The organism is Bifidobacterium avesanii (genome assembly GCF_009299475.1).
Lineage (GTDB): Bacteria > Actinomycetota > Actinomycetes > Actinomycetales > Bifidobacteriaceae > Bifidobacterium > Bifidobacterium avesanii.
Map to the genome: position 1 here is coordinate 95,097 of NZ_WBSN01000007.1, position 25,661 is coordinate 120,757.

The 25,661-nt window shown below is 65.1% G+C and carries 12 protein-coding genes and 1 pseudogene; 8 read left to right on the forward strand and 5 right to left on the reverse strand.

Features of this window, described 5'->3' with window-relative positions:
- Positions 1–80: 80 nt before the first annotated feature.
- On the reverse strand, positions 81–1,412 hold the full coding sequence (locus DSM100685_RS05450; RefSeq protein WP_163200968.1) for a hemolysin family protein: 1,332 nt from the start codon (positions 1,410–1,412) through the stop codon (positions 81–83).
- Between the two features lie 78 nt (positions 1,413–1,490).
- Positions 1,491–2,174, reverse strand: a complete 684-nt coding sequence (locus DSM100685_RS05455; protein WP_152350366.1) for a carbonic anhydrase — start codon at positions 2,172–2,174, stop codon at positions 1,491–1,493.
- 412 nt (positions 2,175–2,586) lie between these two features.
- Between DSM100685_RS05455 and ahpC the strand changes: the two genes are divergently transcribed.
- The 4 genes and pseudogenes from ahpC (at position 2,587) to DSM100685_RS05470 (ending at position 7,049) form a co-directional block, all read left to right on the forward strand.
- The gene (ahpC, locus tag DSM100685_RS05460; RefSeq protein WP_152350343.1) at positions 2,587–3,150 is read left to right on the forward strand and encodes an alkyl hydroperoxide reductase subunit C; all 564 of its coding nucleotides are present in this window, start codon (positions 2,587–2,589) and stop codon (positions 3,148–3,150) included.
- Positions 3,151–3,249: 99 nt separating this feature from the next.
- Positions 3,250–5,199 (forward strand): FAD-dependent oxidoreductase, encoded by a 1,950-nt coding sequence (locus DSM100685_RS05465; RefSeq protein ID WP_152350344.1) that lies wholly within the window; start codon positions 3,250–3,252, stop codon positions 5,197–5,199.
- Between the two features lie 323 nt (positions 5,200–5,522).
- Positions 5,523–5,588, forward strand: a pseudogene (locus tag DSM100685_RS11200) (zinc-ribbon domain-containing protein); the annotation flags it as partial.
- 30 nt (positions 5,589–5,618) lie between these two features.
- A complete protein-coding gene (locus DSM100685_RS05470) occupies positions 5,619–7,049 on the forward strand; it encodes a hypothetical protein (protein ID WP_239512660.1) in 1,431 nt (476 codons plus the stop codon).
- Between the two features lie 204 nt (positions 7,050–7,253).
- Here the strand turns inward: DSM100685_RS05470 and DSM100685_RS05475 are convergent, their stop codons facing one another.
- On the reverse strand, positions 7,254–10,004 hold the full coding sequence (locus DSM100685_RS05475; RefSeq protein ID WP_152350346.1) for a phosphoenolpyruvate carboxylase: 2,751 nt from the start codon (positions 10,002–10,004) through the stop codon (positions 7,254–7,256).
- Positions 10,005–10,241: 237 nt separating this feature from the next.
- Between DSM100685_RS05475 and DSM100685_RS05480 the strand changes: the two genes are divergently transcribed.
- Entirely contained in the window at positions 10,242–12,200 is a 1,959-nt protein-coding gene (locus tag DSM100685_RS05480; RefSeq protein ID WP_420837376.1) for a threonine/serine exporter family protein, read from the forward strand.
- A 349-nt stretch (positions 12,201–12,549) separates the two neighbouring features.
- Here DSM100685_RS05480 and DSM100685_RS05485 read toward each other — a convergent pair whose 3' ends face one another.
- On the reverse strand, positions 12,550–13,503 hold the full coding sequence (locus tag DSM100685_RS05485) for a PDDEXK family nuclease (protein ID WP_152350348.1): 954 nt from the start codon (positions 13,501–13,503) through the stop codon (positions 12,550–12,552).
- Positions 13,504–13,825: 322 nt separating this feature from the next.
- Between DSM100685_RS05485 and DSM100685_RS05490 the strand changes: the two genes are divergently transcribed.
- Together DSM100685_RS05490 and DSM100685_RS05495 are read left to right on the forward strand one after the other, a co-directional pair.
- The gene (locus tag DSM100685_RS05490) at positions 13,826–15,451 is read left to right on the forward strand and encodes a sodium/proline symporter (RefSeq protein ID WP_152350349.1); all 1,626 of its coding nucleotides are present in this window, start codon (positions 13,826–13,828) and stop codon (positions 15,449–15,451) included.
- A gap of 425 nt (positions 15,452–15,876) precedes the next feature.
- Positions 15,877–17,481, forward strand: coding sequence for an amidohydrolase (locus DSM100685_RS05495; protein ID WP_239512659.1), 1,605 nt, complete (start codon positions 15,877–15,879; stop codon positions 17,479–17,481).
- A gap of 137 nt (positions 17,482–17,618) precedes the next feature.
- On the opposite strand, the gene DSM100685_RS05500 is transcribed toward DSM100685_RS05495, so the two are convergent.
- Positions 17,619–18,701 carry a LacI family DNA-binding transcriptional regulator gene (locus DSM100685_RS05500; protein ID WP_152350350.1) on the reverse strand — a complete coding sequence of 361 codons (1,083 nt, stop codon included), beginning with the start codon at positions 18,699–18,701 and terminating at the stop codon, positions 17,619–17,621.
- 501 nt (positions 18,702–19,202) lie between these two features.
- On the opposite strand from DSM100685_RS05500, the gene DSM100685_RS05505 reads away from it, so the two are divergent.
- The gene (locus tag DSM100685_RS05505; RefSeq protein WP_163200961.1) at positions 19,203–25,661 is read left to right on the forward strand and encodes a carboxypeptidase regulatory-like domain-containing protein; all 6,459 of its coding nucleotides are present in this window, start codon (positions 19,203–19,205) and stop codon (positions 25,659–25,661) included.

A 25,661-nucleotide genomic window follows, 5' to 3' on the forward strand; every position in this document is an offset into this window, starting at 1 on the left:
TTGGGGATTTCCCTGACGGAAACCCGCTCGTTTCCAGTGTAATTTCAGGGCGTGGCTTTTGGCGCCGAATCCCGGTCCGGTCAGGCTTTCTCGGTCTCCTGGGCCTCCGCGGACCCGTCCGTGTGCTTGCGCACCTCGATGGTCTCGATGCGCCGGCCGTCCACCTTGGTGACGACCATGTCGTAGCCGTCGTCCGTGTGCAGCACGTCGCCCACCTCGCCCATCTTGCCGGTATGTGCGAGGAAGTAGCCGGCGACCGTCTCGTACGGGCCGTCCTCAAGCTCGATGCCCGTGAGGTCGGCGAAATCCTCGATCGTCATGCCGCCGTCCAGCGTGGCCACGCCGTTGACGAACGCGGTGCGCTTCGCGCCGTTCGCCCCGCTCTTCTCCTCCGGCAGGTCGTACTCGTCGCGGATGTCGCCCACGAGCTCCTCGGTCATGTCCTCAAGGGTCACGATGCCGTCCGTGCCGCCGTATTCGTCGATCACCACAGCCAGATGGATGCCGCGCTTGCGCAGCAGCGACAGGCTCGGCAGCAACTTGGAGGTGCCGGGCAGGGAGATGCCCTCGCGGGTCACGTCGCGCACGGTCCTGGCGTTCGGATCGCGCACGTCGAGCAGGTCTCGCACGTGCACGAAGCCGAGCACGTCGTCGAAGTCCTTGCCGGTGACCGGGTAGCGGGAGTACGGCATCTCGCGCACGTAGGCGGCCGCCTCCTCGATGGACTGGTCGCCGTCGAGGAACACCACGTCGGCGCGCGGGCGCATGACCTCGGCCACGATCGTCTCGGACGCGTCGAACACGTCGTCGAGGATCGTGCGCTCGTCCTTGCCGAGGTTGGAGTTGGAGTTCACCAGCACGCGCAGCTCGTCGTCGGACACCTCGGATTCGGTCTCGTTCGGGTCGAAGCCGAGCAGGCGCACGATGCCGTTCGTGTTCTTGCCGATGAGCCAGATGATCGGGCTGCACACCTTGGCGAACACGTCGATGGCCGGCACCACCGCGCGGGCGATGGCCGCGTTCTTCTGCATGGCGATGCGCTTGGGGACCATCTCGGAGATCACGATCGAGCAGTAGGAGATGATGAGCGTCAGGGCGATGGTGGTCAGCGGCGCGGCCACGTTGGTCGGCACGCCCCAGCCCTCCACCACGGGCACGATGAACGGGGAGATCGACGATTCGCCGAACGACGCGGACAGGAAGCCGCAGAGCGTCACGCCGATCTGCACGGTGGACAGGAACGTGTTCGGGTCGCGGGCGATCTTGGCCACGCGGGCGCCTCGGGCGTCCTCCTGCTCCATCTGGTCGATCTGCGAGCCTCGCAGACTGACCAGCGCCAGCTCCGTGCCGGAGAAGATGGAACCAAGAAGAAGGAAGACGAAGATCAACGCGATGTTCAAACCTAGAGGCATGCCTACCACATTAGGGGATTGGCACGTCAATCGGCTTTACGCGTTGCAGAGCGTTGCAGGAGTCGCGGCTCCCGCGATTCAGAAGCTCAACACCTCGACCTTGCCGGTGGACAGCTGGTAGCGCGCGCCCACGATCATGAGCCGGTCGTGCGCCAGCGCGTCCTGGATCACCTCGGAGCGGGTGACCAGTTCCTCGATGGTGTACGCCACATGCACGCGCTCGAAGTCCTCGTGCGCCTCCAGCTCGGCCTCGCGCGCCTGCCACACGGACATGCCGACCGTGCGCAGGACGATCGACTCCGCGTCCGCGATCCGCTCGTCCAGATCGTCGATCGCGGCGGCGGCCTCCAGCGAGCCGGCCGGGTTGTCCGTGGCCTCGGCGATCAGCGCGTCCAGCTCCTTGGCGGCCGTGTCGATCGCCCCGCAGCCTTCGTGGCCGAGCACCACGAGCAGGCTCACGTGCAGTTTGGAGACGGCGTATTCGAGCGAGGCGAGCACCGCGTCGTCGATGATCTGGCCGGCCGTGCGCACGGTGAACAGGTCGCCGAGCCCCGCGTCGAACACGATCTCCGGGGGCACGCGCGAATCCGAGCAGGCGAGCACCGCCGCGTCCGGGTTCTGCCGGTCGATCAGCGTCTCGCGCGTGGTGGCGTCCTGCCACGGATGCTCCGGCTTGCCCTCCGCGAACCGCCGGTTGCCCGCCAGCATGCGGCTCCACGTGGCGTTCGCCGTGGTGTCCTGATCGTCGCCCGCGCTGTTCATCGTCTGATCGTCCATCTGATCGTCCTCGGCCATGATGCTCCCGTCGCTTGGTGGCTGTTTTGGCTGCCTGCCTGTCTGCATGCCAGCTTTGTCTACGGCCATCTTACGGCCACCGCCCGCTGATCGCCGTCTTCTTCCCGACCTCGCTAAAACGCGCAATCGGTCCAACCTGTGCCCTCTGTGCTGCAGCTTGGACCGATCAGTGCGTAAATCGCCACCGCGGAGGGCTAATTTGCGCGCAATCGGTCCAATTTGCTATGCGGAGGGGGCAGGTTGGACCGAATGGGCGAAACGATCAGAGGCGGTGTGATGTTTCTCACCCTGCGCTTTCAGCATGCTTCCAGCGTCGTCAGGCGCGCTCGGTATAGGATGGAAGACGGATGAAATCGCATCCGATTCGAAAGGAACGATGATGACTCTTCTGCAGCACGAGCTTACCGATTTCAAGGTCCAGGCCTTCCAGAACAACGAATTCCACGAGGTGACCAAGGAGGACGTGCTCGGCCACTGGTCCGTGTTCTTCTTCTATCCCGCCGACTTCACCTTCGTGTGCCCCACGGAGCTTGAGGACCTCGCCGCCAAGTACGAGGACTTCAAGAAGATCGGCTGCGAGATCTACTCCGTCTCCTGCGACACCCACTTCGTGCACAAGGCGTGGCACGACGCCAACGAGAAGATCGCCAAGATCCAGTACCCGATGCTGGCCGATCCGACCGCCCTGCTCGCCCGCGACCTCGACACCTACAACGAGGTCGACGGCATGGCCGAGCGCGGCGACTTCATCGTGAACCCGGAAGGCAAGGTCGTGGCCTACGAGGTCATCTCCTCCAACGTGGGCCGCAACGCCGACGAGCTGCTGCGCCGCGTGCAGGCCTCCCAGTTCGTGTACGAGCACGGCGACCAGGTGTGCCCGGCCAAGTGGCAGCCCGGCGAGGACACCATCGAGCCGAGCCTCGACCTCGTGGGCCTGCTCTGATCGCACTCATCCCATCAACCTGAGTGGACCGCGCAAGGCGGAGTCGAACGATCCTTCGGCTCCGCCTTGCTTCATTCATGACGAAAGGAACCAAGCATCATGCCCAACAATGATCTCTACGACGTGGTGGTGATCGGCGGCGGCCCCGCCGGCCTCACCGCGGGCCTGTACCTCGCGCGCGCCCGCTACCGCGTGCTCGTGCTCGAGAAGGACGACTTCGGCGGCCAGATCACCATCACCGACGAAGTGGTCAACTACCCCGGCGTCGGCCGCACCACCGGCCGCGCGCTCACCCGCATCATGCGCGAGCAGGCGAAGGACTTCGGCGCCGAATTCCTCACCGCCGAGGCCATCGGACTGGACGTGTCCGACGACGTCAAGGTGGTCCACACCTCGCGCGGCGACCTCAGGACCTTCGGCATCCTCATCGCCACCGGCGCCAGCCCCCGCAAGCTCGGCTTCGCGGGCGAGGCCGAATACGCGGGCCGCGGCGTGGCCTACTGCGCCACCTGCGACGGCGAATTCTTCACCGGCAAGGAGGTGCTCGTGGTGGGCGGCGGCTTCGCGGCCGCCGAGGAGTCCGTGTTCCTCACCAAGTACGCCTCGAAGGTCACCGTGCTCGTGCGCGAGGAGGACTTCACCTGCGACGCCTCCGTGGCCGCCGAGGCGAAGAACAACCCGAAGATCGAAGTGCGCTACCGCACGGAGCTCGAGGGCGTGACGGCCGGGCAGGGCGGCCTGCGCTCGGCCACGCTGCGCAACGCGGACACCGGCGAGACCTCCGAATGGAAGCCGGCCGACGGCGGTACGTTCGGCGTGTTCGTGTTCGCCGGGTACGTGCCGGCCACGTCGCTCGTGAAGGGCGTGGTGGAGCTGGACGACCACGGCTACGTGGTCACGCACGGCTACTTGGAGACCTCCGTGCCGGGCGTGTACGCGGCCGGCGACCTGCGCGTGAAGAACCTCAGGCAGGTGGTCACCGCCACCGCCGACGGCGCGATCGCCGCGGTGGAGCTGGAGCGCTACGCCAAGCAGATGAGCGAGAAGACCGGTCTGGTGCCGCCGCGCCCGACCACCTCCGCATACGAGCAGGCCGAAGCAGCCGCTGCCGCCCAGGCATCCTCCGCCGCTTCCGCCGGCACGACCCCGGCCCCCGCGACCGCCCGCCGCAGCGCCGACGAAGCAGCCGCCCGCGCCCAGTCCGCGCGCAAGCCCGGCGAGCTGTTCTCCGACGCGATCAAGCAGCAGCTCAAGGTGGTGTTCGGACGCCTCGCGCGGCCGGTCACGCTCGCCCTGGAGCTGGACGATACCCCGCTTTCCGCGGAATTGCAGGGATTCGTGGGTGAAATGGCGGCCCTGTCCGAGGGCAAGCTCGGCGTGGTGTCCATCGATGCGGCCGGCATGGTCACGGCGGTGAACGGCGCTGCCGCAGCTGGTTCGGCCGCCGCTCCGGCTGTGGGGTCGCCGGCTTCGATCGTGCTGCCGGACGGCTCGCCGTTCCCGGTCTCCGGCACCTTGGACGATTCCGGCCGCGCGGTCTTCGACGCCGCCGGTGTGCTGCCGGGCGCCCGTCCCGTCGCGCGCCTTTGCGTGGAGGGCGAGGCCGGCTCCCCCGCCGCCGGCAAGCCGGTCTACACCGGGCTGGCGTTCCACGGCGTGCCCTCGGGCCACGAATTCAACTCGTTCGTGCTGGGTCTGTACAACGCGGCCGGCCCCGGCCAGCCGATCGACGACGACCTGCGCGAGCGGGCCGAGGCCGCCGGCAACGGAGAGCCGATCGACGTGATGATCCTCGTCTCCCTCACCTGCACCATGTGTCCGGAGACGGTCCTCGCCTCCCAGCGCATCGCGTCGCTCAACCCGAACGTGCGTGCCGAAGCCTACGACATCTCGCACTTCCCCGAGCTCAAGGACCAGTACGGCGCCATGAGCGTGCCGTGCATCGTCATCAACCGCGGCGGCTCGGGTGCTGAGGGCTCCCCCGCCGAGCCGCAGGTCGAGTTCGGCAAGAAGTCCGTCGCCCAGATGCTCGACCTGCTTGGCGCATAGTGCGTGGCGCACGGCCTGCGGTCTGTATCCTCGCGGCCCGCAGACCGTAACCCGTAACCCGTAACCAGGCTTCGCGGCGACCCTCCGTTCGCTCGCCGTCCCTCACGGTTCTGCCCAATCTGTGCCCGAATTTTGCCAGATTGGGCAAAACCGTGATCTGAGGGCCGCAAACCGCCCTTCCAGATCATGTATCTGCCCAATCCTGCAAAATCCGTGCGCAAATTGGGTAAAAACGGCTTCCTCCGCTACCCTTGGATTAAGGGATCCGTGTCGGAATGTGAGACATAGTCGACGTTCCGAAGCGACATGGGAGGGAAGGCACCATGAGATTCTGTACGCAATGCGGCAAGCCAATGGCGGATACCGCGAAATTCTGTGGCTCCTGTGGCACTCCGGCGGCGTCTGATGCGGTGGCTGGGGTGGGTGAGGCGTCCGCACCGCAGCAGTTCCAGTCCGGCCCGCAGGCGGCGCAATCCGCTCAACAGGTATTCACGCCCGCGGCGGCTCAGCCGACTATGCCGTCGCAGCATCAGCCTCATCTGCAGACGGAAGCGCCGTTCCGGTCCGCTCAGCCGGTTGCGCCGCAGCAGCCCGTCACGGCCCAACCCGCATTCACCGCTCCGGCGCAGAGCGTCCCCGTCGGTCCTGCCACTGGTCCCAGCGTCGTTGCATCGTCCGGCGTCGCGGAGGCCGCCGCATCAGCAGCCCCTCGGCACGGCGGTCGTCTGGCGGCCATCATCGCCGCGATCGTGGCCGTGGCCGTGGGCGGCACTTTGGCGTGGGCCGTGCCGAACGTTCCCGCGGTGCGACAGATTCTGGGCGTCGGGCCGAAGAATCCGGCCGCCATCACCGCACAGGTGATGCAGTCCATGCAGCATGTGAGCAGCGCCCGGTTTGAGGTCACGTATTCGGAGAACTACAAGAATCAGGGTGACACCCCCATGCTCACGGCCAAGGGACAATACGCCCTTGGAGAGAACACGGATGCGTCCCTGTTCGACATGCAGTTGGATCAGATATCGCGTCAGGGGACGGGACGTCTTGTGTGGTCCAACGGTGCCGTCGGCCTGTACTCGCACTACGATTCCGGCGAGCGATACGGCTACATCGACGTCAACGGACTGCGCGACGATCTGCAGAACCTGCTGGAATACGACCTTGACTCCGCGACGGCCAAGCAGTACACGGACCTCGCCTTCAACGTCAAGGACGCGATCATTCGCAACGGCAAAGTGGACAGCGAAGGCGCGCTCAAGGTGTTCAACGACGGCATGAGCGCCCTCAACGACGAATACGCGCAGGAATACCGCAAGTACGCGCCGAATGACGCGGTGAACAAGCAGTACGCCGCATTCCTCACCGCATTCGGCACCAAGGAGCTGGAACGCGACGACGTGCAGGCGCGCGTGTTCCCCGGCAAGACCGAGACCAAGGGCTCCGGCGGCACCACGCTGAGCTTCGGATTCAACGTGCCGGAGTTCGTTCACGTGCTCGCCGACTACTGGTCCGCGAACCAGAACGCCTACCCGGACCTGCGCCAGACGCTCGTCGACTCGTTCTCCAGCTCGTCGGATCCCGAGGGCAGCTACAACGACGCGATTGAGCGGATGCGCGACTGGCAGCCGAGTGACGTGTCATTCGACGAGCCCTTGCAGATCTCCGTCACCTACGGGCTGGGATACCAGCTTCAGGAATTCAGCATCCTTCAGGAATTCAGTATCGCTGAGAAATTAGATCCCTACAGCGTGCGCTGGGACCTCAAGCTGAGCGATCTCAACAAGGTCTCGGCCAACGACCCCGACGCGGCGCAGTTCATGAGCGACGCGAAGGCGAAGAATTCCATGTTCTGATCGCGACTGCCCATCGGTGGGAAAGACGGGAAGACGGGAAAAGGAAAGGCCTCCGCGAAAGTGCGGAGGCCTTTCCTGTGCCGCGGTGTTTCCGCGTGCGCTATGCCGCAGCGCGGAAACACCGCTACGTTTGCGTGGTTGGAAGCCCACCGGGCTTCCAACCCGGTTTTCCGCGATGCCAATCGCGGAAAACCGACGCAAACGTCAGCCCGTGTTCTGCAGGCCGGCGGCGACGCCCGAAACGGTGCAGAGGATCAGGTAGATGAACCCGGCCTGCTGGTCCTTGCTGAGCTCTTCCTTGTCCACCTTCTTGCGCAGCGAACGCAGGGCGAGCATCTGGGTGACGGACAGCGCGTCCACGTACGGCGAGCGGATGCGGATGGCCTGGCCGAGCACGTGGCGGTGCTGCAGCGGCCACTCGTCGCCCACGATCTTCAGAACCCACTTGCGGGTGAGCTCCATCTCGGAGAGCACCTTCTCGTTGAGGTCCTCGCGGTCGCCGAGCGAGAGGTACATCTTGGCGATGCGCTCGTCGGTCTTCGCGATCGACATCTCGATGTTGTCGATGAACGTGGAGAACAGCGGCCACTCCTCGTACGCCTCGCGCATGGTGGCGAGGTCGCCGAACTTCTCGCACGCGGTGCCCAGACCGTACCAGGCGGCCAGGTTGATGCGCGCCTGAGCCCAGGAGAAGATCCACGGGATCGTGCGCAGGTCGTCGAGCGACTTGGCGCCGAGGCCGCGCTTGGCCGGACGGGAGCCGATCGGCAGCAGGCCGATCTCCGTCAGCGGCGTGACCGTGGAGAACCACGGGGCGAAGTCTGGGGTGTTGAGCAGGTCGAGGAAGCGCTCGTGCGACGCCTTGTCCAGCGCGGCCGCCATGTCCGCATACTTGCGGGTCATTTCGGTGTTGCGCTTCTCCACGCTCGGAGCGGACTGCAGCAGCGTGGCCGCCGCGACCGACTCGACGTGGCGGACTGCCAGCACCGGGTTGCCGTAGCGGGCGAAGATGACCTCGCCCTGCTCGGTGAGCTTGAAGCGGCACTTCACGGAGCCGACCGGCTGGGCGAGCACCGCGCGGTTGGCGGGGCCGCCGCCACGACCGACGGCGCCGCCGCGGCCATGGAACAGGGTCAGGTCGATGCCGTGCGACTCGGCCCACTTGGCGATGCGCTCCTGCGCGGAGTGCAGGGCCAGCGTGGCGGAGGTCGGGCCGGCGTCCTTCGAGGAATCCGAGTAGCCGAGCATGACCTCCAGCTTGTTGCCGGTGGCCTTGAGACGGGCCTGAACCTCGGGGATCTTGATCATTTCCTCAAGCACGTTCACCGAGTTCTGCAGGTCCTCCAGCTGCTCGAACAGCGGGATGACATCGATCGTCGGCACGTCCTCCGGATGGGCGAACGCGAGGCGGTTGAGCTCGAAGACGTCCTTGATGTTCTGGGCGCTCTTGGTGAAGGAGATGATGTAGCGGCGCGCGGCCTTGATGCCGTTGCGCTTCTGGATGGAGCCCAGCGCGCGGAAGGTGTCAAGCACCTCGTGCGTCATGGGCTGCAGCTCGCCGCGCTCGCCGTGCAGGCCGTGCTCGCGGATGTCCGCGAGGGCGCGGGCGTGCACCACCGAGTGCTGGCGGAACTCCATCTCCACCATGTGGAAGCCGAACGTCTCCGCCTGCCAGATCAGGTCCTGCAGGGGGCCGTACGCGCTGCGCTTCGCGCCGGCGGCGGCCAGCGAGTGCTGCACCACCTTGAGGTCGGCGATGAAGTCGTCGCAGGAGTGGTACATCAGGTCGGCGTCGCGTTCGATCGTGTAGTGCAGGCGGTCGGCCATCACCAGCATGACCGCGCGGTGCAGCTCCTTGGTGGAGATCAGCGCGGCCTTGTCGGTCAGGCGCTCGCTCATTTCCTTCTGACGGTTCCACAGGGCCTTGAGCTCGTCGGAGGCGGGCGTGGTCTCGGATTCCATCGTCAGGTTGCGGCCCACGGTGCGGCAGGCGTCCTCAAGCGCGGCGATCACGTGATCGGAGAACTTGCGGGCCACCTGACGGCTCACCTTCGCGGTCACGTTCGGGTTGCCGTCGCGGTCGGAGCCGATCCAGCTGCCCGGGTGGAAGAACGCGGGGCACACCGGCTCCACGAGTCCGGCCTTGTCGCCCAGCATCCAGTCGTCGAAGCGGCGGTACACCTTGGGGATGGTGTGGAACAGGGTGTTGTCGAAGATGTCGAGGATCGTGTCCGCCTCCTCGACCGGGGTCGGCTTCTTGAGCGCGATCGGCGAGGTGCGGAACAGCGCGTCGATCTCGTTGTAGAGACGGCGGCAGTTCTCCTTCTTGTCCGTGCCGCCGAGCAGCTTGTGCTGTTCGAGCAGCTGGGAGATGCGGCGGATCTTGCCCTCGACGGCCTTGCGGCGGGCCTCGGTCGGATGCGCGGTGAACACCGGGTGGAACTCCAGGCGGTTGAGCAGGTCGCGGGCCTTCGCCGGGCCCATCTCCTGCAGCAACTGGTGGTAGGCCAGCGTCATCTCGTTGATCGGATCGACGGCCTCGTTCTCGTCGACCTTGGCCTCGCGGCTGTGCAGCACGGAGACGCGGTAGTTCTCCTCGCACAGGTTGGCCAGATGGAAGTACGTGGCGAACGCGCGGGCCAGCAGCTGGGCGTCGTGCAGGTTCATCGCGTCGATCGTCTTCACGGCCTCGGCCAGTCCGTCCTCGTCGGGGTTCGGATCGGTCATGCCGAAGTGCTCGGCGCTCGCCTCCACGGCATACGCGCGGACGGTGTCGAACTTGGCGAGCAGATCCTTGTCGAACTCGCCAAGTACGTCCCTCAGAATGCGCAGGCACAGATCCATGTCCTGCTTGAGGGAAGCGGGCAGATCATGCTCTTCCGGGCCCTTCTTGCCCGTACCGGACGTCAGGATGCTGGCGTCCGCAGCATTGATCTGTTGATCGTTAGCTGTCATCAGACCTCCTTTACCGGGCCTCCGGTTGCTCGTCAACCGTCCTTCCGCGGCTCCTCCGCGGTTGTGTGGGGACGGACGTACCAAGCCCAAAGCCTTAAGCCCGATTGGCTAGTGGGCACCATTCTAGGCGCCAAATCGACACTTGTATTACGGGCGGCTGGATAGTGGAAGGAACGATCGATGAGGCGCCGGCTTCCCCGCGCGCAAATTTCGCCACGTGGGGGTACATATGGCACTGTGAGTTTCCTGAGGAAGAACAAGGACGCGGAAAACAAGTCCGCCGCGCAGCCGGTGGGGGCCACCGCCGTACGCAAATTCCACACCCACTCCATTCCGCTGGACATGGAGGACATCGCCCGCGACTGGGACAAACCGATCGTCGACGCGGGCATCGCCGCCAAGGCGAGCGTGATCGTGCGCGTCGGCACGCTGGACCTCGGCGCCGGCACCGGAAGCTTCCGCGTGCGCGAGATGATGCACCGCATCGCCTACCCGCTCGGCGTGCACGTGCGTGCGGACGTCAACCTCACGGACATCGAGGCCACCTGCACCGACGGGCGTCACCGCATCACCGAGGTGATCGACCTGCCCACCACCGGCGTCAACACCGAGCGCATCTGGCTGCTCGAGCACTTCGCCGACTGGTTCGCCGTGAACCTCGGCAAGAGCTCCATGTACCACGTGCAGTCCAAGCTGTCCGAAGGCGTGGTGCAGCACCTTGAGGAGCGCGACGCCTCCCAGTACTCGGCGGACCTGTCGAAGAAGATCCGCGAGGAGCTCAAGGCCGCGCAGGAGGGCGAGGCGTCCGAGGATCCGGTCGTGGAGGCCATGGAACTCGCCGAGCGCGTGAACACGCTGAAGCGTGCGGAGGCCGAGCGCTCGCTGGGCGACGACAGCGAGGAGACGCACCGTCTGCTTGCCGACGACCTGCCCGTCGTGCCGGTGGAGAGCCGGACCAGCGACGAGGAGCGCTTCGATCAGGAGGAGGTCTTCTCCGGCGACAGCGACGCCGTGCGCGACCGTGTGGCCGCCCGTCTGGCCGAGCGCGACCGCCGGCAGCGGGAGAAGCTCGAGGGCGAGGGCTATGTGTCCTCCCCCACGTCCTCGTCCGCCGGCAAGAAGTCCGGCCGCGTCCACCAGCCGCCCAAGGGCGAATACGCCGAGCACTTCGACCATGTGGGCGCGCAGCCCAAGACCGGGCGGCACGAGGGCATCACCGTGCGGCAGGCCCATGAGCGACTCGACCTGATCGAGCGCCGCAAGCCCCTCTACAAGCCGTGGTTCTCGGGCCTCGCGTCGGCCATCGCCTGCGCGTCCTTCGTGTTCCTGCTCGGCGGCGGCCCCTACGACATGATCGGCGCGTTCGTGGGCGCCGGACTCGGCCAGTGGATGCGTCGCCGGCTGTTCGCGCACCACCTCAACCAATTCTTCGTCACCTTCGTGTGCGTGGCCGCGGCGGCGCTCGCCTGCACCGGCACGCTGCGATTCGTCGGCCTGTTCGACCCGGTCGCCCTTTCGCACGACACCGCGTACATCGGCGCCATGCTGTTCGTCATCCCCGGCTTCCCGCTCATCACCGGCGGGCTCGACATGGCGAAGATCGACTTCCCGTCCGGCATCCAGCGCATCACCTACGTGCTGTGCATCATCCTCATGGCCACGCTCGCCGGCTGGATGGTCGCGTCCATGGTGCACCTCAATCCGGAGGGCTTCGAACCGCTGGGGCTCAACGCATGGGTCAACGGGTGTCTGCGCTTCGTGTTCGCGTTTCTGGGCGTGTGGGGCTTCTCGGTGCTGTTCAATTCCCCCCAGCGCATGTGCCTCGTGGCGGCGTTCATCGGCGCCATCACCGACACGCTCCGCCTCACGCTCGTGGACTTCCAAGTGCCCGCGGAGGCCGCGGCGTTCATCGGCGCGTTCCTGTCCGGCATTCTCGCCTTCGTGTGGCGTTCGTCGGTGCGGCACGGCTGGCTGCCGCCGCACCTCGGCTACCCGCGCATCTGCCTGACGGTGCCGTCCATCGTCATCATGGTGCCCGGACTGTATATGTACCGCGCCATGTTCTATCTGGGCGGCTTTGACACCATCAATGCGCTCGACTGGGCGTTCCGCGCGTTCATGGTGATCATCTGCCTGCCCATCGGACTGGCCATGGCCCGCGTGGTCACCGACAAGTCCTGGCGCTACGACGTGTGAGGCGATTAAAGCCCGGGGGCTTCCCGATTCCGGTTGTATTTTGCCGGCGAGATGCTCCCCGCGGAGTGGTCACGGCCATGGCAAGGCGTCCTCCATGGGACAAGCATGGATTGGGGAAGGCTATCTCCATAGTGAAGGGCACTTTTGCCGATCTGGGAACAGATATCTCAAGAGTCAGGGTGTTCCATGGCGGATAATTGAGAAGATGGACGCTGAAAATGGCGGAGTTGCAATGCCGTTTTCCCAGTTCCTGCCGCTACAGTGCCCCTCACTCTCGAGATATCTCCTTGCACAAGTCGAAATCTGCCCCTGACTCTGGAGATATCCCGTTGATATATGACTCCATGCCTCACGATGCGGTTTCTTGCGCCCATGGTGCTTTCCACAGGTGTCTGGGAACGCGATCCCATAGCGGCTTGCGGCGGATCCGGCGTCCGTCGCAGATCTGTTGCACCGACATTCTCGCAGTCAGTGGCACCGATACGCCGAGCACGCGCTCGCATTGCGTGGCCACGCGTTGGGCCAGAGTCTCTTCGACCTGTTCATTGCCCATATCGATGCGGGTGACCTTGATGTACAGCCATCCCAATTCCTCCAGTGCTTCGCGGCGTTTGTCATCCCGAAGCACCTGGTTGCTGTCGAATCGGTGATAGCCGCCGTCGTACTCGATGGCTATCCGTAACTCCGGATATGCCATGTCCGCCAGTACCACACGTCCGTTGTGCAACGTGATCGGGTAGTTCACCGCCGGCTCCGGCAGACCGTATTGCATGAGTGTCAGGCGAGTTCGCGTCTCCTGCGAGGAATCCGTACCTTCTCTCATGAGCTTCAACGCGCGTTTGCAATTCAGTTTGCCGAGGAATTGGCCGTCTCCGTCTAAGTACCTTACGAAGTCGGAAAATTCCGCGCGAGCCAATCGCCGGTTGCGGCGCATCATGGAATCGCCAAGCACGATGAGTTCCCGCAGCGTGATGAGTCCGGAGTAATGGGCCCACGTGCATACGGGCGTAGTGCATTCAATGGCCCGATTCACATCGATGACTTCAATGGGGCCATGCCATGTGAGAAAACGTATGCCACGCAAGCGCCCCTTCTCCCCGGGGCTGCCCACCACCACGTCCATGTCCTTGCGGCGGCGCTCGGATTCCGGCTCGATGGGCTTTTCGACGGCAAGCAGCTCCAGCGCCTCGGAGCGCGCGAAGACCAGCCGGCGCTTGGTGCGGCGTTGCAGTTCGGCGCAAGCGTTGAGTCGTTGGTACTTGACGTTGGTGAGCGATTCGAGCGAATACGATTCGGTGTTCATGCCTTTGACGCTAATGGCGTGGGACTCGGAATCCAACGGACGGCCGCGGGACGGTGGATAAGTGGATGATTCGTGTCGCGGTGGACAACTTCGGGCGTCGGGCGTCGGGCGTCGGGACGGCTAACGGACGGCTAACAGGCGACCGTGGACGACGGCCGTCAACCGCCAAGACGCCCGCCCGGTCCCGCGGCGCGGCCCGCATGCCGAGACGGATGGTGAGACAATCCGCCGCGCCCGCTCCCCCGACCGATAGATTGGAAAATCCATGCGGCGCGCGAGCGTGCGCGGGATCTTCAGGGTGCAAGAGAAAGAGCGGCAAAGCATGGTTTCTGCGGATGTCTGGGTGTTTGTGGCGATGGTCATCTACTTCGTGGCCATGCTCGCCATCGGCTTCTTCTATTCGAAGCGTTCGAACTCCTCCGCCCAGCAGTACTTCGCCGGCGGACGCGGCGTGGGGCCGTGGCTCACCGCGCTGTCCGCCGAGGCGTCCGACATGAGCGGCTGGCTGCTCATGGGCCTTCCCGGCGTCGCCTACTTCACCGGTCTGGCCGACCCGCTGTGGACCGCCACCGGCCTCGCGCTCGGCACCTACCTCAACTGGCGCATCGTCGCCCGCCGCCTGCGCCGCTACTCGGTGATCGCCGGCGACGCCATCACCATCCCCGACTTCTTCGCCAAGCGCTTCCACGACGACAAGGCCGTGATCTCCACCATCGCCGCGCTCATCATCCTCGCGTTCTTCTGCGTGTACGTGGGTAGCTGCTTCGTGACCGTCGGCAAGCTGTTCGCCACCCTGTTCGGCTTCGACTACCACCTGACCATGGTCCTCGGCGCCGCGGTCGTGTTCGTCTACACCATCGTCGGCGGCTATCTGTCGGTGGTGGCCACGGACTTCGTACAGGGCGTGCTCATGTTCTTCGCGCTCGCCGTCGTGTTCGTCGGCTCGATCGCCGGTGCGGGCGGACCGGAGCGCACGGCAGCGTTCCTGGAGGGCATCCCGGGCTACCTGTCCGGTACGCAGGTCGCCGCGCCCGCGCTCAACGATCTGGGCGAGCAGATCGTGCGCGAGGGCCAGGCGGTGTTCGGCGCGCCCACCGATTACGGCATCATCACGATCGTCTCCATGCTCGCGTGGGGCCTGGGATACTTCGGCATGCCGCAGGTGCTCGTGCGGTTCCTCTCGATCCGCAGCGTGGGCGAGATCCGCAAGTCGCGCATCATCGCCACGTCGTGGTGCGTGGCGTCGCTGGGCTGCGCGATCGCGATCGGTCTGGTGGGCCGCGCGATGATGCCCACGCAGTTCCTCACCGAAGCCGCCGCGGAGAGCGTGTTCATCGTGGCCGCCCAGACGTTGCTGCCGAGCTTCATGTGCGGCGTGGTCGTCTCCGGCATCTTCGCCGCGTCCATGAGCTCGAGCTCCTCATACATGATCATCGGTGCCTCCGCGATGGGCGAGAACATCTTCCGCGGCCTGCTGCACCGCAAGGCCAACGACCGTCAGGTCATGATCGTGGCGCGCATCACCCTGCTGGTCATGTTCCTGTTCGGCGTGCTGGTGGCGTACGACCAGAATTCCTCGATCTTCCAAGTCGTCTCCTATGCGTGGGCGGGCTTGGGCGCCTCCTTCGGCCCGCTCATGCTGTGCGCGCTGTACTGGCGCCGCACTAACAAGGCCGGTGCCATCGCCGGCATGCTCACCGGTACGGCAGCGGTGCTCGTCTGGCACAACCTCGTCAAGCCCATGGGCGGCGTGTTCGCGATCTACGAGCTGCTGCCGGCGTTCCTGCTGTCGTTGCTGGCCATCGTGGTGGTGTCGCTGATCACCGAGCCGCCGTCGGCGCGGATCCTCAAGGAGTTCGACCATTACCTGACCGCGCCCGACGATGCGCTGGTGGACCACGAGCTGCTCACCGCCGAAACGATGGCCGCCCAGCATCCGACGGTGTGAGGCGTCTGCAAGCCGTTCACTTTCTGCCGGCCGTTCGCGCCCAAATGCGCCCAAATCACCCTCCGAGCCCTCGCCCGAGCCATTATTCAAGCCGGCGAGCGGCGGTGGCGTTCGGATCCCGTGTCTCCTGCACTGTTTGTCATCCGGGCCAATGATCGGCGGCGCCCAACTTTCTCCCCGCCCTCCCCATCGTCGAATTTCTCGCCGCGCGAGTCCGCTGCTGGCCGGGACGGCATGGAGTGTTTTATGACGGTGGTGACAGCGTGGGCACAATGGGCCCACATTGTGCCCACGCTGTCACCAGTGCTGCAAAACACCCACCGTGTGCCGTGGCGCGGGCGGGGTCCTCGTCGCGTTCCCGCGTTTGCGCTTGCGGTGATGGATCGGGGAGGTGGCTAGCATGGTCGGAGGCGAATGAAATCGGAATGGAGCTGCATATGGCCGAGCGCATGATGATCCGCAACGTCAGGTTTCCGGGTGAGAAGGCGGACAAGAAGGCGGACGAGAAGACGAGCGGGGAGTACGAAGCGCCGTTGCATGACGTGCTGATCGCCGGGGCCACGTCCGCAGTTGAGGACGCAGCGATCGCCGCCATCGGCCCCGCGGGCTCACTGGATGATCGGCCGGACGCCGCAAAAGCCGAAACCGTGGATGCCGACGGCCGCTGGCTCATTCCCGGCCTGTGGGACTGCCACACGCATTTCACGCAATGGTCGGCCACGTTCGGGCGTCTTGACCTTCTGGCAGCCCGCAGCGCGAGCGAGGCGATGGCCATGCTGCGCGCGTATCTGGACGAGCGGCGCAAAGCCGGCACGCTCAGCCCGGACGTGTTCGTGGTGGGCATGCGCTTCCGCCATTCCCTGTGGTCGGACGCCGAGCAGCCCACGCTGGCCGCGATCGACGAGGCGTCCGGCGAGCAGCCCGTGGCCCTCTCCAGCGCGGACATGCACTGCGGGTGGGTGAATTCCGCGGCGGCCCGGCGGTTGGGCGTGCATGTGGATGCGTCCGGTCTGGTGAGCGAGCTGGAGTGGTTCGACGCCTACTGCAAGTTGGACAACGCGCCCGGCGCCGCGGAGGAGTCCCTGCGTCTGCTGCGCCGCGCCGAGGAGGACGCCGCCTCCAAGGGCGTGGTTGGCATCCGCGACTACGAGATGGCCGAGAACATCGATTCGTGGACCAGACGGTTCGCGCTCGGCATCGACCGGCTGCGCGTGGACGCGGGCGTCTATCCGGAGCGTCTGCAGGCCGCGATCGACGCCGGCTGGCGCACCGGCTGCGAACTGCCCGGCTCGCACGGCCTGGGCCGCGTGGGTGCGATGAAGCTCATCTCCGACGGATCGCTCAACACCCGCTCCGCCTACTGCTCCACGCCCTATTCCGGCATCGAGCCGCCCACCCGCGGCGTGCTGAGCTATGCGCCGGCGCAAATCGAGGACTACATGCGTCTCGCCACCGAACATGGTTTCGACATCGCCTGCCACGCGATCGGCGACGAGGCGAACACGGTCGTGCTCAACGCGGCCGCCGCCACGGGCGCGCACGGGTCGATCGAGCATGCGCAGATGCTCAAGCCCGTTGACATCCCGCGCTTCGCCGAGCTGGGCCTGACCGCCAGCATCCAGCCTCAGCACGCCATGGACGACCGCGACGTGATCGCCCGGTTCTGGGCCCATCCTGCGGGCATTCCCTACCCGTTCCGCGCGCTGCACGACGCCGGCGCCCGCCTGCGCATGGGCTCCGACGCACCCGTCGCCCCGCTCGATCCGTGGCTGGCGATCTCCGCCGCGGTGTTCGGTACCGAGAGCTCCGACCGCGAGCCGTTCCAGCCCGAGCAGTGCCTTGACGTGCGCACCGCGCTCGCCGCCTCGACCGCCGTCGGCCGCGACCGCTTGGCGCCCGGCGACTCCGCCGATCTGGTCCTCCTCGACCGCGATCCCTACGCGGTCCGCACTCCGGAGGAAATGCGCGCGATGCCCCGGTCCGTCGCCGCCACGATGGTGGCCGGGCGGTGGACCCACCGTACCTTCTAACTCGTTCCCCTGCCTAGGGGGAGCCGGGTGGGTGGGCTCATGATGCTCCCCTTGTCAGGGGAGCTGTCGCTGAAGGCGGCTGAGGGGTAGCCCGGTGATCCTGTCGCATGGTTCCGTCCGCTGGGTCCGTCAGGGAGCTAAGCGGCCGGCCCGGTGCTGCCGCGAACGGTGAGCGTGCCGGCGATCATGAGGCATGGGCGTGCGGTGGTGGTGGACGGTTCGTTGGATTCCGTGGCCCGTTCGGCCTTGTCCTGTCGTGCGTGCCGGTCGGCTCGTCCCGTGGCGTAGACGGTTTCGAGCTGATGCAGCAGCAGGCGGGTCGCGGCGGCGCCGATGTCACGCTGACGGGTCGCAATGGAGGTGAGCTGTGGGCGCGAGGTGCGGGCGATCAAGGAATCATCTACGCCGATTATGCTGCAATCGTCCGGAATCCGTTTGCCCCGTTCGATCAGGCGCGACAGCATGCCGGATGCGATGGCGTCGTTGAAGGCGATGGCCGCCGTAACGCGGCGTTCCCCGGCATGATCGTTGAGCAGCGGCATCAGCGCGTCGGCGGCGGTGTGCCCGCCGTGATGGGTCGGCTCGTATGATCCCAGTGCCTCGCCGCGTACGCCCAGCTGCCGGCAGACGTCAAGGAATGCGGCCCGGCGGCGCCCGTTGCTCCATGAGTATTGCGGTCCGCCGAGGTAGGCGATGCTGCGGTGCCCCAGTGAGGTCAGGTGCCGTACGGCCTGCTGCATGGCCGCCGTTTCGTCGATTACGACGGCGGCATAACCTTGATGGCTTCGGTTGATCAATACGGTGGTGCGCGGGTCGCTGAGGGAACGTGAATCCAAACTATCTAATGCTGGGGAAACGAGGATCATTCCATCCGTGGCGCGAGCGTATTCGTTGACGATCGCTTCTCTGGGTATGCGCCCGTCCCCCGCGTCGGCGAGCAACGTTCGGTATCCGGCCTGATGAGCGGTGGAAGTGATCGCGGAGAGAATTTCCGTCGTGTAGTAAGTCGAGAAGTTCCATATCACAATGCCGAGGGTGTGATTGCGTCCGCTGGCCAGACTGCGGGCGACGGCATCACCGTGGTATCCGAGGCTCTCGGCGGCCGCAAGCACATTCCTGCGCGTGGTTGCTCTGACCGAACCGCCATTTAACGCGCGTGAGACCGTGGAGATGGCTACGCCGGCCAGTTTGGCGACATCGCCAATGGTGGGTGAGTCCATCCTTCACTCCTCTCCGAATCGGTCGTTGGACGATTGAAGCGGTGCAGTCCTTGCCGTGCCGACGTCATTGTCCGTGTGATACGAATCGATACTATGCTCATTGTAGCGCGCGGATGCGGGATACGGCGCGGGGAAAGTTATGGAAGCGTTTCCATTGAGACGAAACGGCGTAGCGACAGGGGATGACGCCGTGCGGCACTGACGGGCGGAATCCGGCAGCCTCCCGGACTCGCTTTTTCGCTGTTACCGTGAGGGTTACGGTAACGATTCGAATCGATCCCGGGTGTGATCTGATGATCGCACCCGAAAGATGTTTCTTGTCGGTATCGGAACTGACCGTACGCGGCGCAGTGATGCGGAGCGCGCAAAGATGCAGGTCAGTGGCGTTCAGAAAGGAAGCGGGTAATGCGAGAAGAACGATCAACGCGAACAGCCGTAGGCAGAACGGCTGCCGCGGTTATCGCAGCCGGTGCGATGCTGCTGTCGGCCGCGGCCGGTCCAATGACGGCGCTGGCGGCGGGTGAGACGGTTCCATCCGAAACCCCTGTCGGATATACCGATAAAACCGCGCGCAAGGAAGCCGGTCGTGCATCCGTCAAGGCCGGCGCGCTGGCGGTCAAGGACGGATCGGCTCCCACGGCCACCGGCGTCACGTATTATGTCGATTCGCGCGACGGTGACGATTCGAATGCGGGTACTTCCGTGGACAAGCCGTGGAAATCCCTTGACAAGGTCAATGCCATCACGTTCCAGCCGGGCGACCGCATTTTGCTCAAGGCGGGCAGCGTGTGGAACGCCACAGGCGACGCCGTGGCCAAGGAAGCCTATGATTACGCCACCGCGGTAGGCAAAGTGGAAGACAACGCCGCGCCGACTTTCCTGCTGCATCCGCTCGGTTCCGGCACGGCCGAGGCGCCGATCGTCCTGTCCAGCTACGGCGACGGCGACGCTCCCGAGCTCAACGGCCGCGGCGTGGTCAACGACACGGTCCAACTCATGAACCAGCAGCATTGGGACATCTCCAACCTCGAGATCACCAACGTGACGGACAACTTCGATGCCACCAAATTCCAGCCCAAGTCCGACAATGGTCAGATCCCCGGCACCGAGAACGAGGGACAGGGCGATCTGCGCGGTTTGCACATCGCCGGAGAGAAGGCGGGCGAACTCAAGGGCTTCACCATTCACAACCTGTTCATCCACGATGTCTCCGGCGTGACGTGGTCCGTTTCCAAGGCCGGCATCGACCGTTCCAAGCGCACCGGCGGCATCCTGTTCGAAGGTCTGCTTGGCGATGCCACCGAGGCCACGGTGCTCTCCGACATCGACGTGTACGGCAATACCATCGCCAACACGTCGTTTGCCAACATCGTCTTCAAGCAGGCATCGGGCAACGTAAGCCGCGGCAGGAAGAACGCGCCCGGCTGGGGTGATCGCTACGGCGCCGGCAAGGTGAGCAACACCGGTGCCTTCCGCGAAGACGCCTCCTGGCAGCCGCACAACGACATCACCGTCTCCGGCAACTATATGACCAACCGCGACACCCAGTACGGCTGGGATTCCATGTATCTCACGTCCGTCAAGGGCGCCACCGTCGAAGACAACGTCATTGATGCGTCCGGCGTCTCCGGCATCGAAATGTACTTTGCGGACAACGTGGTGGTGCGCAACAACGACGTTGGTGAAATGCAGAGGCGCACTGGTGCGGCCGACACCAACGCCATCGACCCGGATACGGACACCACGAACATCCTGATTGAGCACAACTACGTGCACGATTCCGGTGAGGGCATTCTGCTGTGCGGATTCGACAAGGGCTCCTCCTCCGTGACCCGCTACAACGTGATCCGCGACATCGAACGCAATTACATCAATCCGCACGGCTCCAACGGCGTCAACGTGATCTACAACAACCTGATGATCAACGACATTGCCGGCAACGCCAACGGCAAGATCCGCTACTTCGCCACGTCCGGTTCGTCGGGCAGCGTTCTCAAGTCCGGCAATGTGCATTACATGGCCAACAACGTCTTCATCAACAACTACGACAAGACCACCGAAACCGTGCTGTTGTCCGGCAATGGCGTCACGTACCAAAACAATGCCTATTACGGCGTGAAGATGGTCGCTCCCGAAACCGATACGGCGCCCATCACCGTCGACCCGCAGCTCAAGGGAGATGTGGACGCCGATCTCGCCAACGCCATGATCGGCGCGGGCACCTCCCCGCTGATCGCCGCCGGCTCCGATGTGGATCTCTCCAAGATTGCTTCGGGATTCAAAGCGTCCGGTGCCGAGCCGTCCGACCAGACCGCCGCTACCGTGGACTTCTTCGGCGCTCCGATCGCGTCTCCCGTCAACGTGGGCGCAACCTCATACGCCGTGCCGCAGGACAAGTCGGTGCTTGCCGGTGCCGTGCTGAATGCCGACGGCACCCCGGTTGCAAACGCCACCGTACGGATCGGTGACCAACAGACTGTGACTTCCGGCACCAACGGGCGCTTTACCGTGGAGGTCGAGCCGGGCGAATACACGCTGATCCCGTCCGCCGAGGATTACGAATCCGGCAAAGCCGTCAAAATTGCGGCCAAAGCTGGCGCCGTCACCATTGCCAATGTGACGCTGGGCAGACAGACCAAGGTCACTGGCACTGTTGCCGGCACGGTTACCGCGCTGGGCGAAGCCGTGCCGGGCGCGGTCGTCACCGTGTCCAAGGACGGTGCGGCCGTGGCCACCGTGACCACCGATGCCGACGGCAAATACACGATTGCCGTCGAAGTGGGCGAAGGATACACGGTGTCCGTGGCTAAAGGCGGATACAGCGGTGCCTCGCGGGATGGCGTGGCCGTTGCCAAGGGCGTGCAGACCGTTGCGGACCTTGCAATGACCCGCATCGCGGAGGAAGTCAAAACCGTTATCGACGAGGACTTTGACGATGAGCCCACCGGCGCCTTCACCAAGTCTGCCGATGGCACGCTGACGGCGCTGACGAATGCGGGCGTTGGCACAGTTGCGGTCGAAGAGGCTTCGGCCGATGCCGGTGCCACCGGCAAGTACCTGCACATCAACAAAACCGGCGTGGGCAAGGGCTCCGTGCTCGGCATCTACAACGCCGAAGCGACGAACCTGACCGGAACCGTCACCATTGAGGCGCGGATCCAGCGCACCACCACCAACGGCGAGCCGAACCAAATCGCCATGTACGCCTATGACGAGAGTGGATGGAAGGCCGCCAGCCCGGCATCCTCCAATGGCCCGACCGCCACCTTCGGCATCAAGGGCGGCAAGCTGTTCACCCACAAGGGACCGAATGACAAGACCATCGTCACGGTGGCCGACGCCGAAGCCAATACGTGGTATGACGTCAAATACGTTGCCAACGTGGAGGCTAATACCGGTGAGCTGTTCGTGAACGGCAAATCCGTCTGGTCGGGCGGCATGCGCACCAAGGTGGACAGTCTTGATCGCTTCCTGCTCTACACCGACGGTTCCAACACCGGTGACTTGCTCATCGACTCGTTTAAGGTGACCCAGGGCGCTCCGACATCGGATGCCGACACTACGCTCACCGCGCTGGACGTTACATCTGATTCCATCGACGATCCCGTGACGCTCACCCGTGACGGCGACGCGTTCGCCGGTACCGTCGGAGCGTTTGACGAAACCGCCACGGTAAAAGCCGCCGCGCTGAATGCCGGGGCCAAGGTGTTCGTCAACGGCGTCGAAGCGACCGCCGATAGCCCGGCGAAGATCACGCTTGCCGCATCCAATGATGATCAGGCCGCGACGATCGACACCACGGTCCCCGTCAAGGTGGTTGCCGCGGACGGTACGACGTCCAAGGAATACTCGCTGACGGTGTCCCGCACCAATCCGAGCCAGCTTACGCAGCTCAGGGATCTGAGCGTGGAGGGCTACGAGTTCGCCGAACCGTTCGACCGTACCAAGCAGGGCGCTGAAAACCCGATCGCCGTCAAGGGCGAAGTGGCCAACGACGTGAAGTCCGTCACCGTCAGGGTGACGCGCGGCTGGGCCAACCAGACCGTGAAGGTCAACAACCAGAAGGTCGATGGCGACACTGCCGAGGTGACTCTTGCCGACGGTAAGAACACCATCACGGTGAACGCCGACTCCTACACGGGCGAGGCGTTGGATTATGTGATCGAGGTCACGCGTGCAGCCGCTCCGGCGCCGGATGCCGACCCCGATCTGACCACTGTGGATACGGAAGGCTTTGATCAGCAGACCGATCCGGCCAATTACGGCTTCGGCGACCAGTACGTCACCGTTGCGGACGGCAAGCTCACCATCACCGGTATGGATAACGGAACCGCCGTGGGCACCCAGCTGTCGAACGACCTTGTCGGACAGACCAAGTCCGGTGTGACGTTCCTGTGGAGCGCCACCACGGGTGCGAAGGCCAAGGCCGGCGTGCAGGTGCTGGACGAATACGGCCGTCTCGTCTTCGCTTTGACCGGCGCCAAGGGCAGCGAGCTACGCTACGGGACCGTATTCAACGGTCAGGGCGCCAGCGGCGTTGCCGCCACCAATGCCGCAACGGCAGCCGTGGAGCCGACGTGGACCACCGTGAAGGCCGATCCGTCGAAGACCTATCGCGTGCGCGTGGTGCTTGATTCCGCCGCCAAGAAGGTCGCCTTCACGGTTGCCCCGTCCGCGGGCGGCGACGCCGTCATTGACGGCAACGCCGATACCACGGCCAGCTCGCTTGCCCAGCTAGTGCTCGCCAACTACTATGGCGGAGCGGCCAATACCCAGACGCTTGACGACATTGCGCTGCGCGTGGCCGACACGACTCCGGATCTGCCCCTTAAGGGCAAGATGGTGTATGCGTTCGGTGATTCGATCGTGGCCGGTCACAAGTACAAGGACGCCAGTTTCGCGACGTTCGCGGCGCGCGCCGAGGGCATGAGCATCCAGCGGTTCGCAAAGAACGGTGCGGCGATCGCCTATGTCGACGGCAAGACCACGGCCAAGGACCTGTGGATCTCCTACCAGATCGAGCATGCGCCGGCCGACGCTCCGGATGTGGTGCTTTTCGACGGCGGCACCAACGATGCCGAAAACATCAGGAACGGCGCGGTCACCGTGGACGACTACAAAAAGGCGTTCGCGGACACGATCAAGCAGATCCAGGGCAAGTGGCCGACCGCAAAGATCGTGTTCACGGCGGTGCCGAAGTTGTACACGCGCGACTATGACATTCAGGCTCAGCTGCACGAGGCCCAGACGGCCGTGTGCAAGGAGCTCGGGGTGACGTTGGCCGATGCCTACACGGCAGGCGGTGACGGCATCACCGAGGCGAACAAGGCGCAGTACTCGTTCGCCAACGTGTCCTCCGTGACCGGTCTGCCGGAAGCGGGCACCAACACCGGTTCGGGCACCCATCCGAACTTCGAGGGCATCCGTACGTTCTACTTGCCGACCGTGACCGCCGCCCTGCGCGCCGCGTTCACCGAAACGCCGGCTCCGGAACCCGCGGACAAAGCTGCGCTGAATGCCGCGATCGAGGCTGCGGGCAAACTGGTCGAATCCGATTACACAGCTGAATCGTGGAAGGTGTTTGCTTCGGCCCTATCCGAGGCGAGGACCGTGGCCGATGACGAGGTAGCCGGTCAGGCTGCGGTCGATGCGGCCGTGTCTGCGCTGAAGACGGCGCAGGATGCTCTGGCCAAGGCAGAACCGGAGCCGACTCCGGAGCCGACGGACAAGTCGGTGCTTCAGGCCGCCGTTGATGCCGCCGCCAAGTTCGATGCGGCTTCGTACACGGAGGCTTCGTGGCAGGCGTTCGCTGTGGCGCTGGATTCAGCTCGGGTCGTGTTGGCCGATTCCGCCGCCTCGCAGGACGCTGTGAACGGCGCCGTAGCTGCGCTGCTGGATGCCGAGTCCAAGCTTGAGGCCGCCTCAGCTCCGGAGCCTGAGCCGTCTCCGGTGGTTCGGGACGTACTCAACGCGCTGATCGCCGCTGCTGAGAAGCTTTCCTCCGATGACTACCAGTCCGGTTGGATTGAGTTCAAGTCCGCGCTCGAAGGCGCGAAGTCGGTTGCCGCGGATGCCGATGCGTCCCAGAAGGATGTGGACGCCGCTGCGGTGGCGTTGGTGGATGCGCAGGCCGCGCTGGTGCGCAAGCCCGCTCCGTCTCCCCAGCCGGCTCCGGTGTCCAAGGATTCGCTTAACGCGGTGGTCGCCGCTGCGAAGATGGTGAAGACCGACGCGTACACGCAGGATTCCGCGGATGCGTTCAAGGCCGCCATCGCTGCCGCCGAGAAAGTTGCAGCGGACGACGACGCCACTCAGGCCGAGGTGGATGCGGCGCTCAAGTCCCTGGTGGAGGCGCAGGCCGCGCTGGTGCGCAAGCCAGTTGCTCCGTCTCCGAAGCCCGAGCCGACGCCGGTGGACCGTTCGGTGCTGGATGCCGCGGTTGCGGTCGCCGGCAAGCTGACCGAGTCGGATTACACGGCCGACTCGTGGTCCGTGTTCGCCAAGGCCCTGGCCGACGCGAAGGCGGTTGCCAAGGACGCCGACCAGACTGCGGTGGACAAGGCAGCGGTCGATCTGATCAAGGCGCAGGGCGCGCTGGTGAAGGTCGAGACCGCCAAGCCTGACACGAAACCGGAAACGCCGCAGACCAAGCCGGACGATGGCAAGGATGGCCAGCAGCAGTCCGGCGCCAAGCCGGATGCGACGCCCGGCGCGGACGGCGGTCAGGACGCGGATCGGCCGGCTGCGGACAAGACCGACGGTAAGGAGCAGGGCAAGGTTCCGGCCGGCTCCGGCGATGTCAAGCAATCCGACGATGCCAAGCAGTCTGCTGACGCCAAGCAGCCGTCCGTCCTGTCCCGGACTGGCGTGAGCGTGGGCCTGCTGATCGCTCTGGCGGTGATCCTGCTGGCCGGTGGCGTGCTCGCGGCGCTGGCGGTGAGGAGGCGCGATTCGATCTGA

Excerpts from the sequence above, each read along its gene's own strand:
- DSM100685_RS05450 (WP_163200968.1), bottom strand. The coding sequence starts at position 1,412 with ATGCCTCTAGGTTTGAACATCGCGTTGATCTTCGTCTTCCTTCTTCTT.
- DSM100685_RS05455 (WP_152350366.1), bottom strand. The coding sequence starts at position 2,174 with ATGAACAGCGCGGGCGACGATCAGGACACCACGGCGAACGCCACGTGG.
- ahpC (WP_152350343.1), top strand. The coding sequence starts at position 2,587 with ATGACTCTTCTGCAGCACGAGCTTACCGATTTCAAGGTCCAGGCCTTC.
- DSM100685_RS05465 (WP_152350344.1), top strand. The coding sequence starts at position 3,250 with ATGCCCAACAATGATCTCTACGACGTGGTGGTGATCGGCGGCGGCCCC.
- DSM100685_RS05475 (WP_152350346.1), bottom strand. The coding sequence starts at position 10,004 with ATGACAGCTAACGATCAACAGATCAATGCTGCGGACGCCAGCATCCTG.
- DSM100685_RS05485 (WP_152350348.1), bottom strand. The coding sequence starts at position 13,503 with ATGAACACCGAATCGTATTCGCTCGAATCGCTCACCAACGTCAAGTAC.
- DSM100685_RS05490 (WP_152350349.1), top strand. The coding sequence starts at position 13,826 with ATGGTTTCTGCGGATGTCTGGGTGTTTGTGGCGATGGTCATCTACTTC.
- DSM100685_RS05495 (WP_239512659.1), top strand. The coding sequence starts at position 15,877 with ATGGAGCTGCATATGGCCGAGCGCATGATGATCCGCAACGTCAGGTTT.
- DSM100685_RS05500 (WP_152350350.1), bottom strand. The coding sequence starts at position 18,701 with ATGGACTCACCCACCATTGGCGATGTCGCCAAACTGGCCGGCGTAGCC.
- DSM100685_RS05505 (WP_163200961.1), top strand. The coding sequence starts at position 19,203 with ATGACGGCGCTGGCGGCGGGTGAGACGGTTCCATCCGAAACCCCTGTC.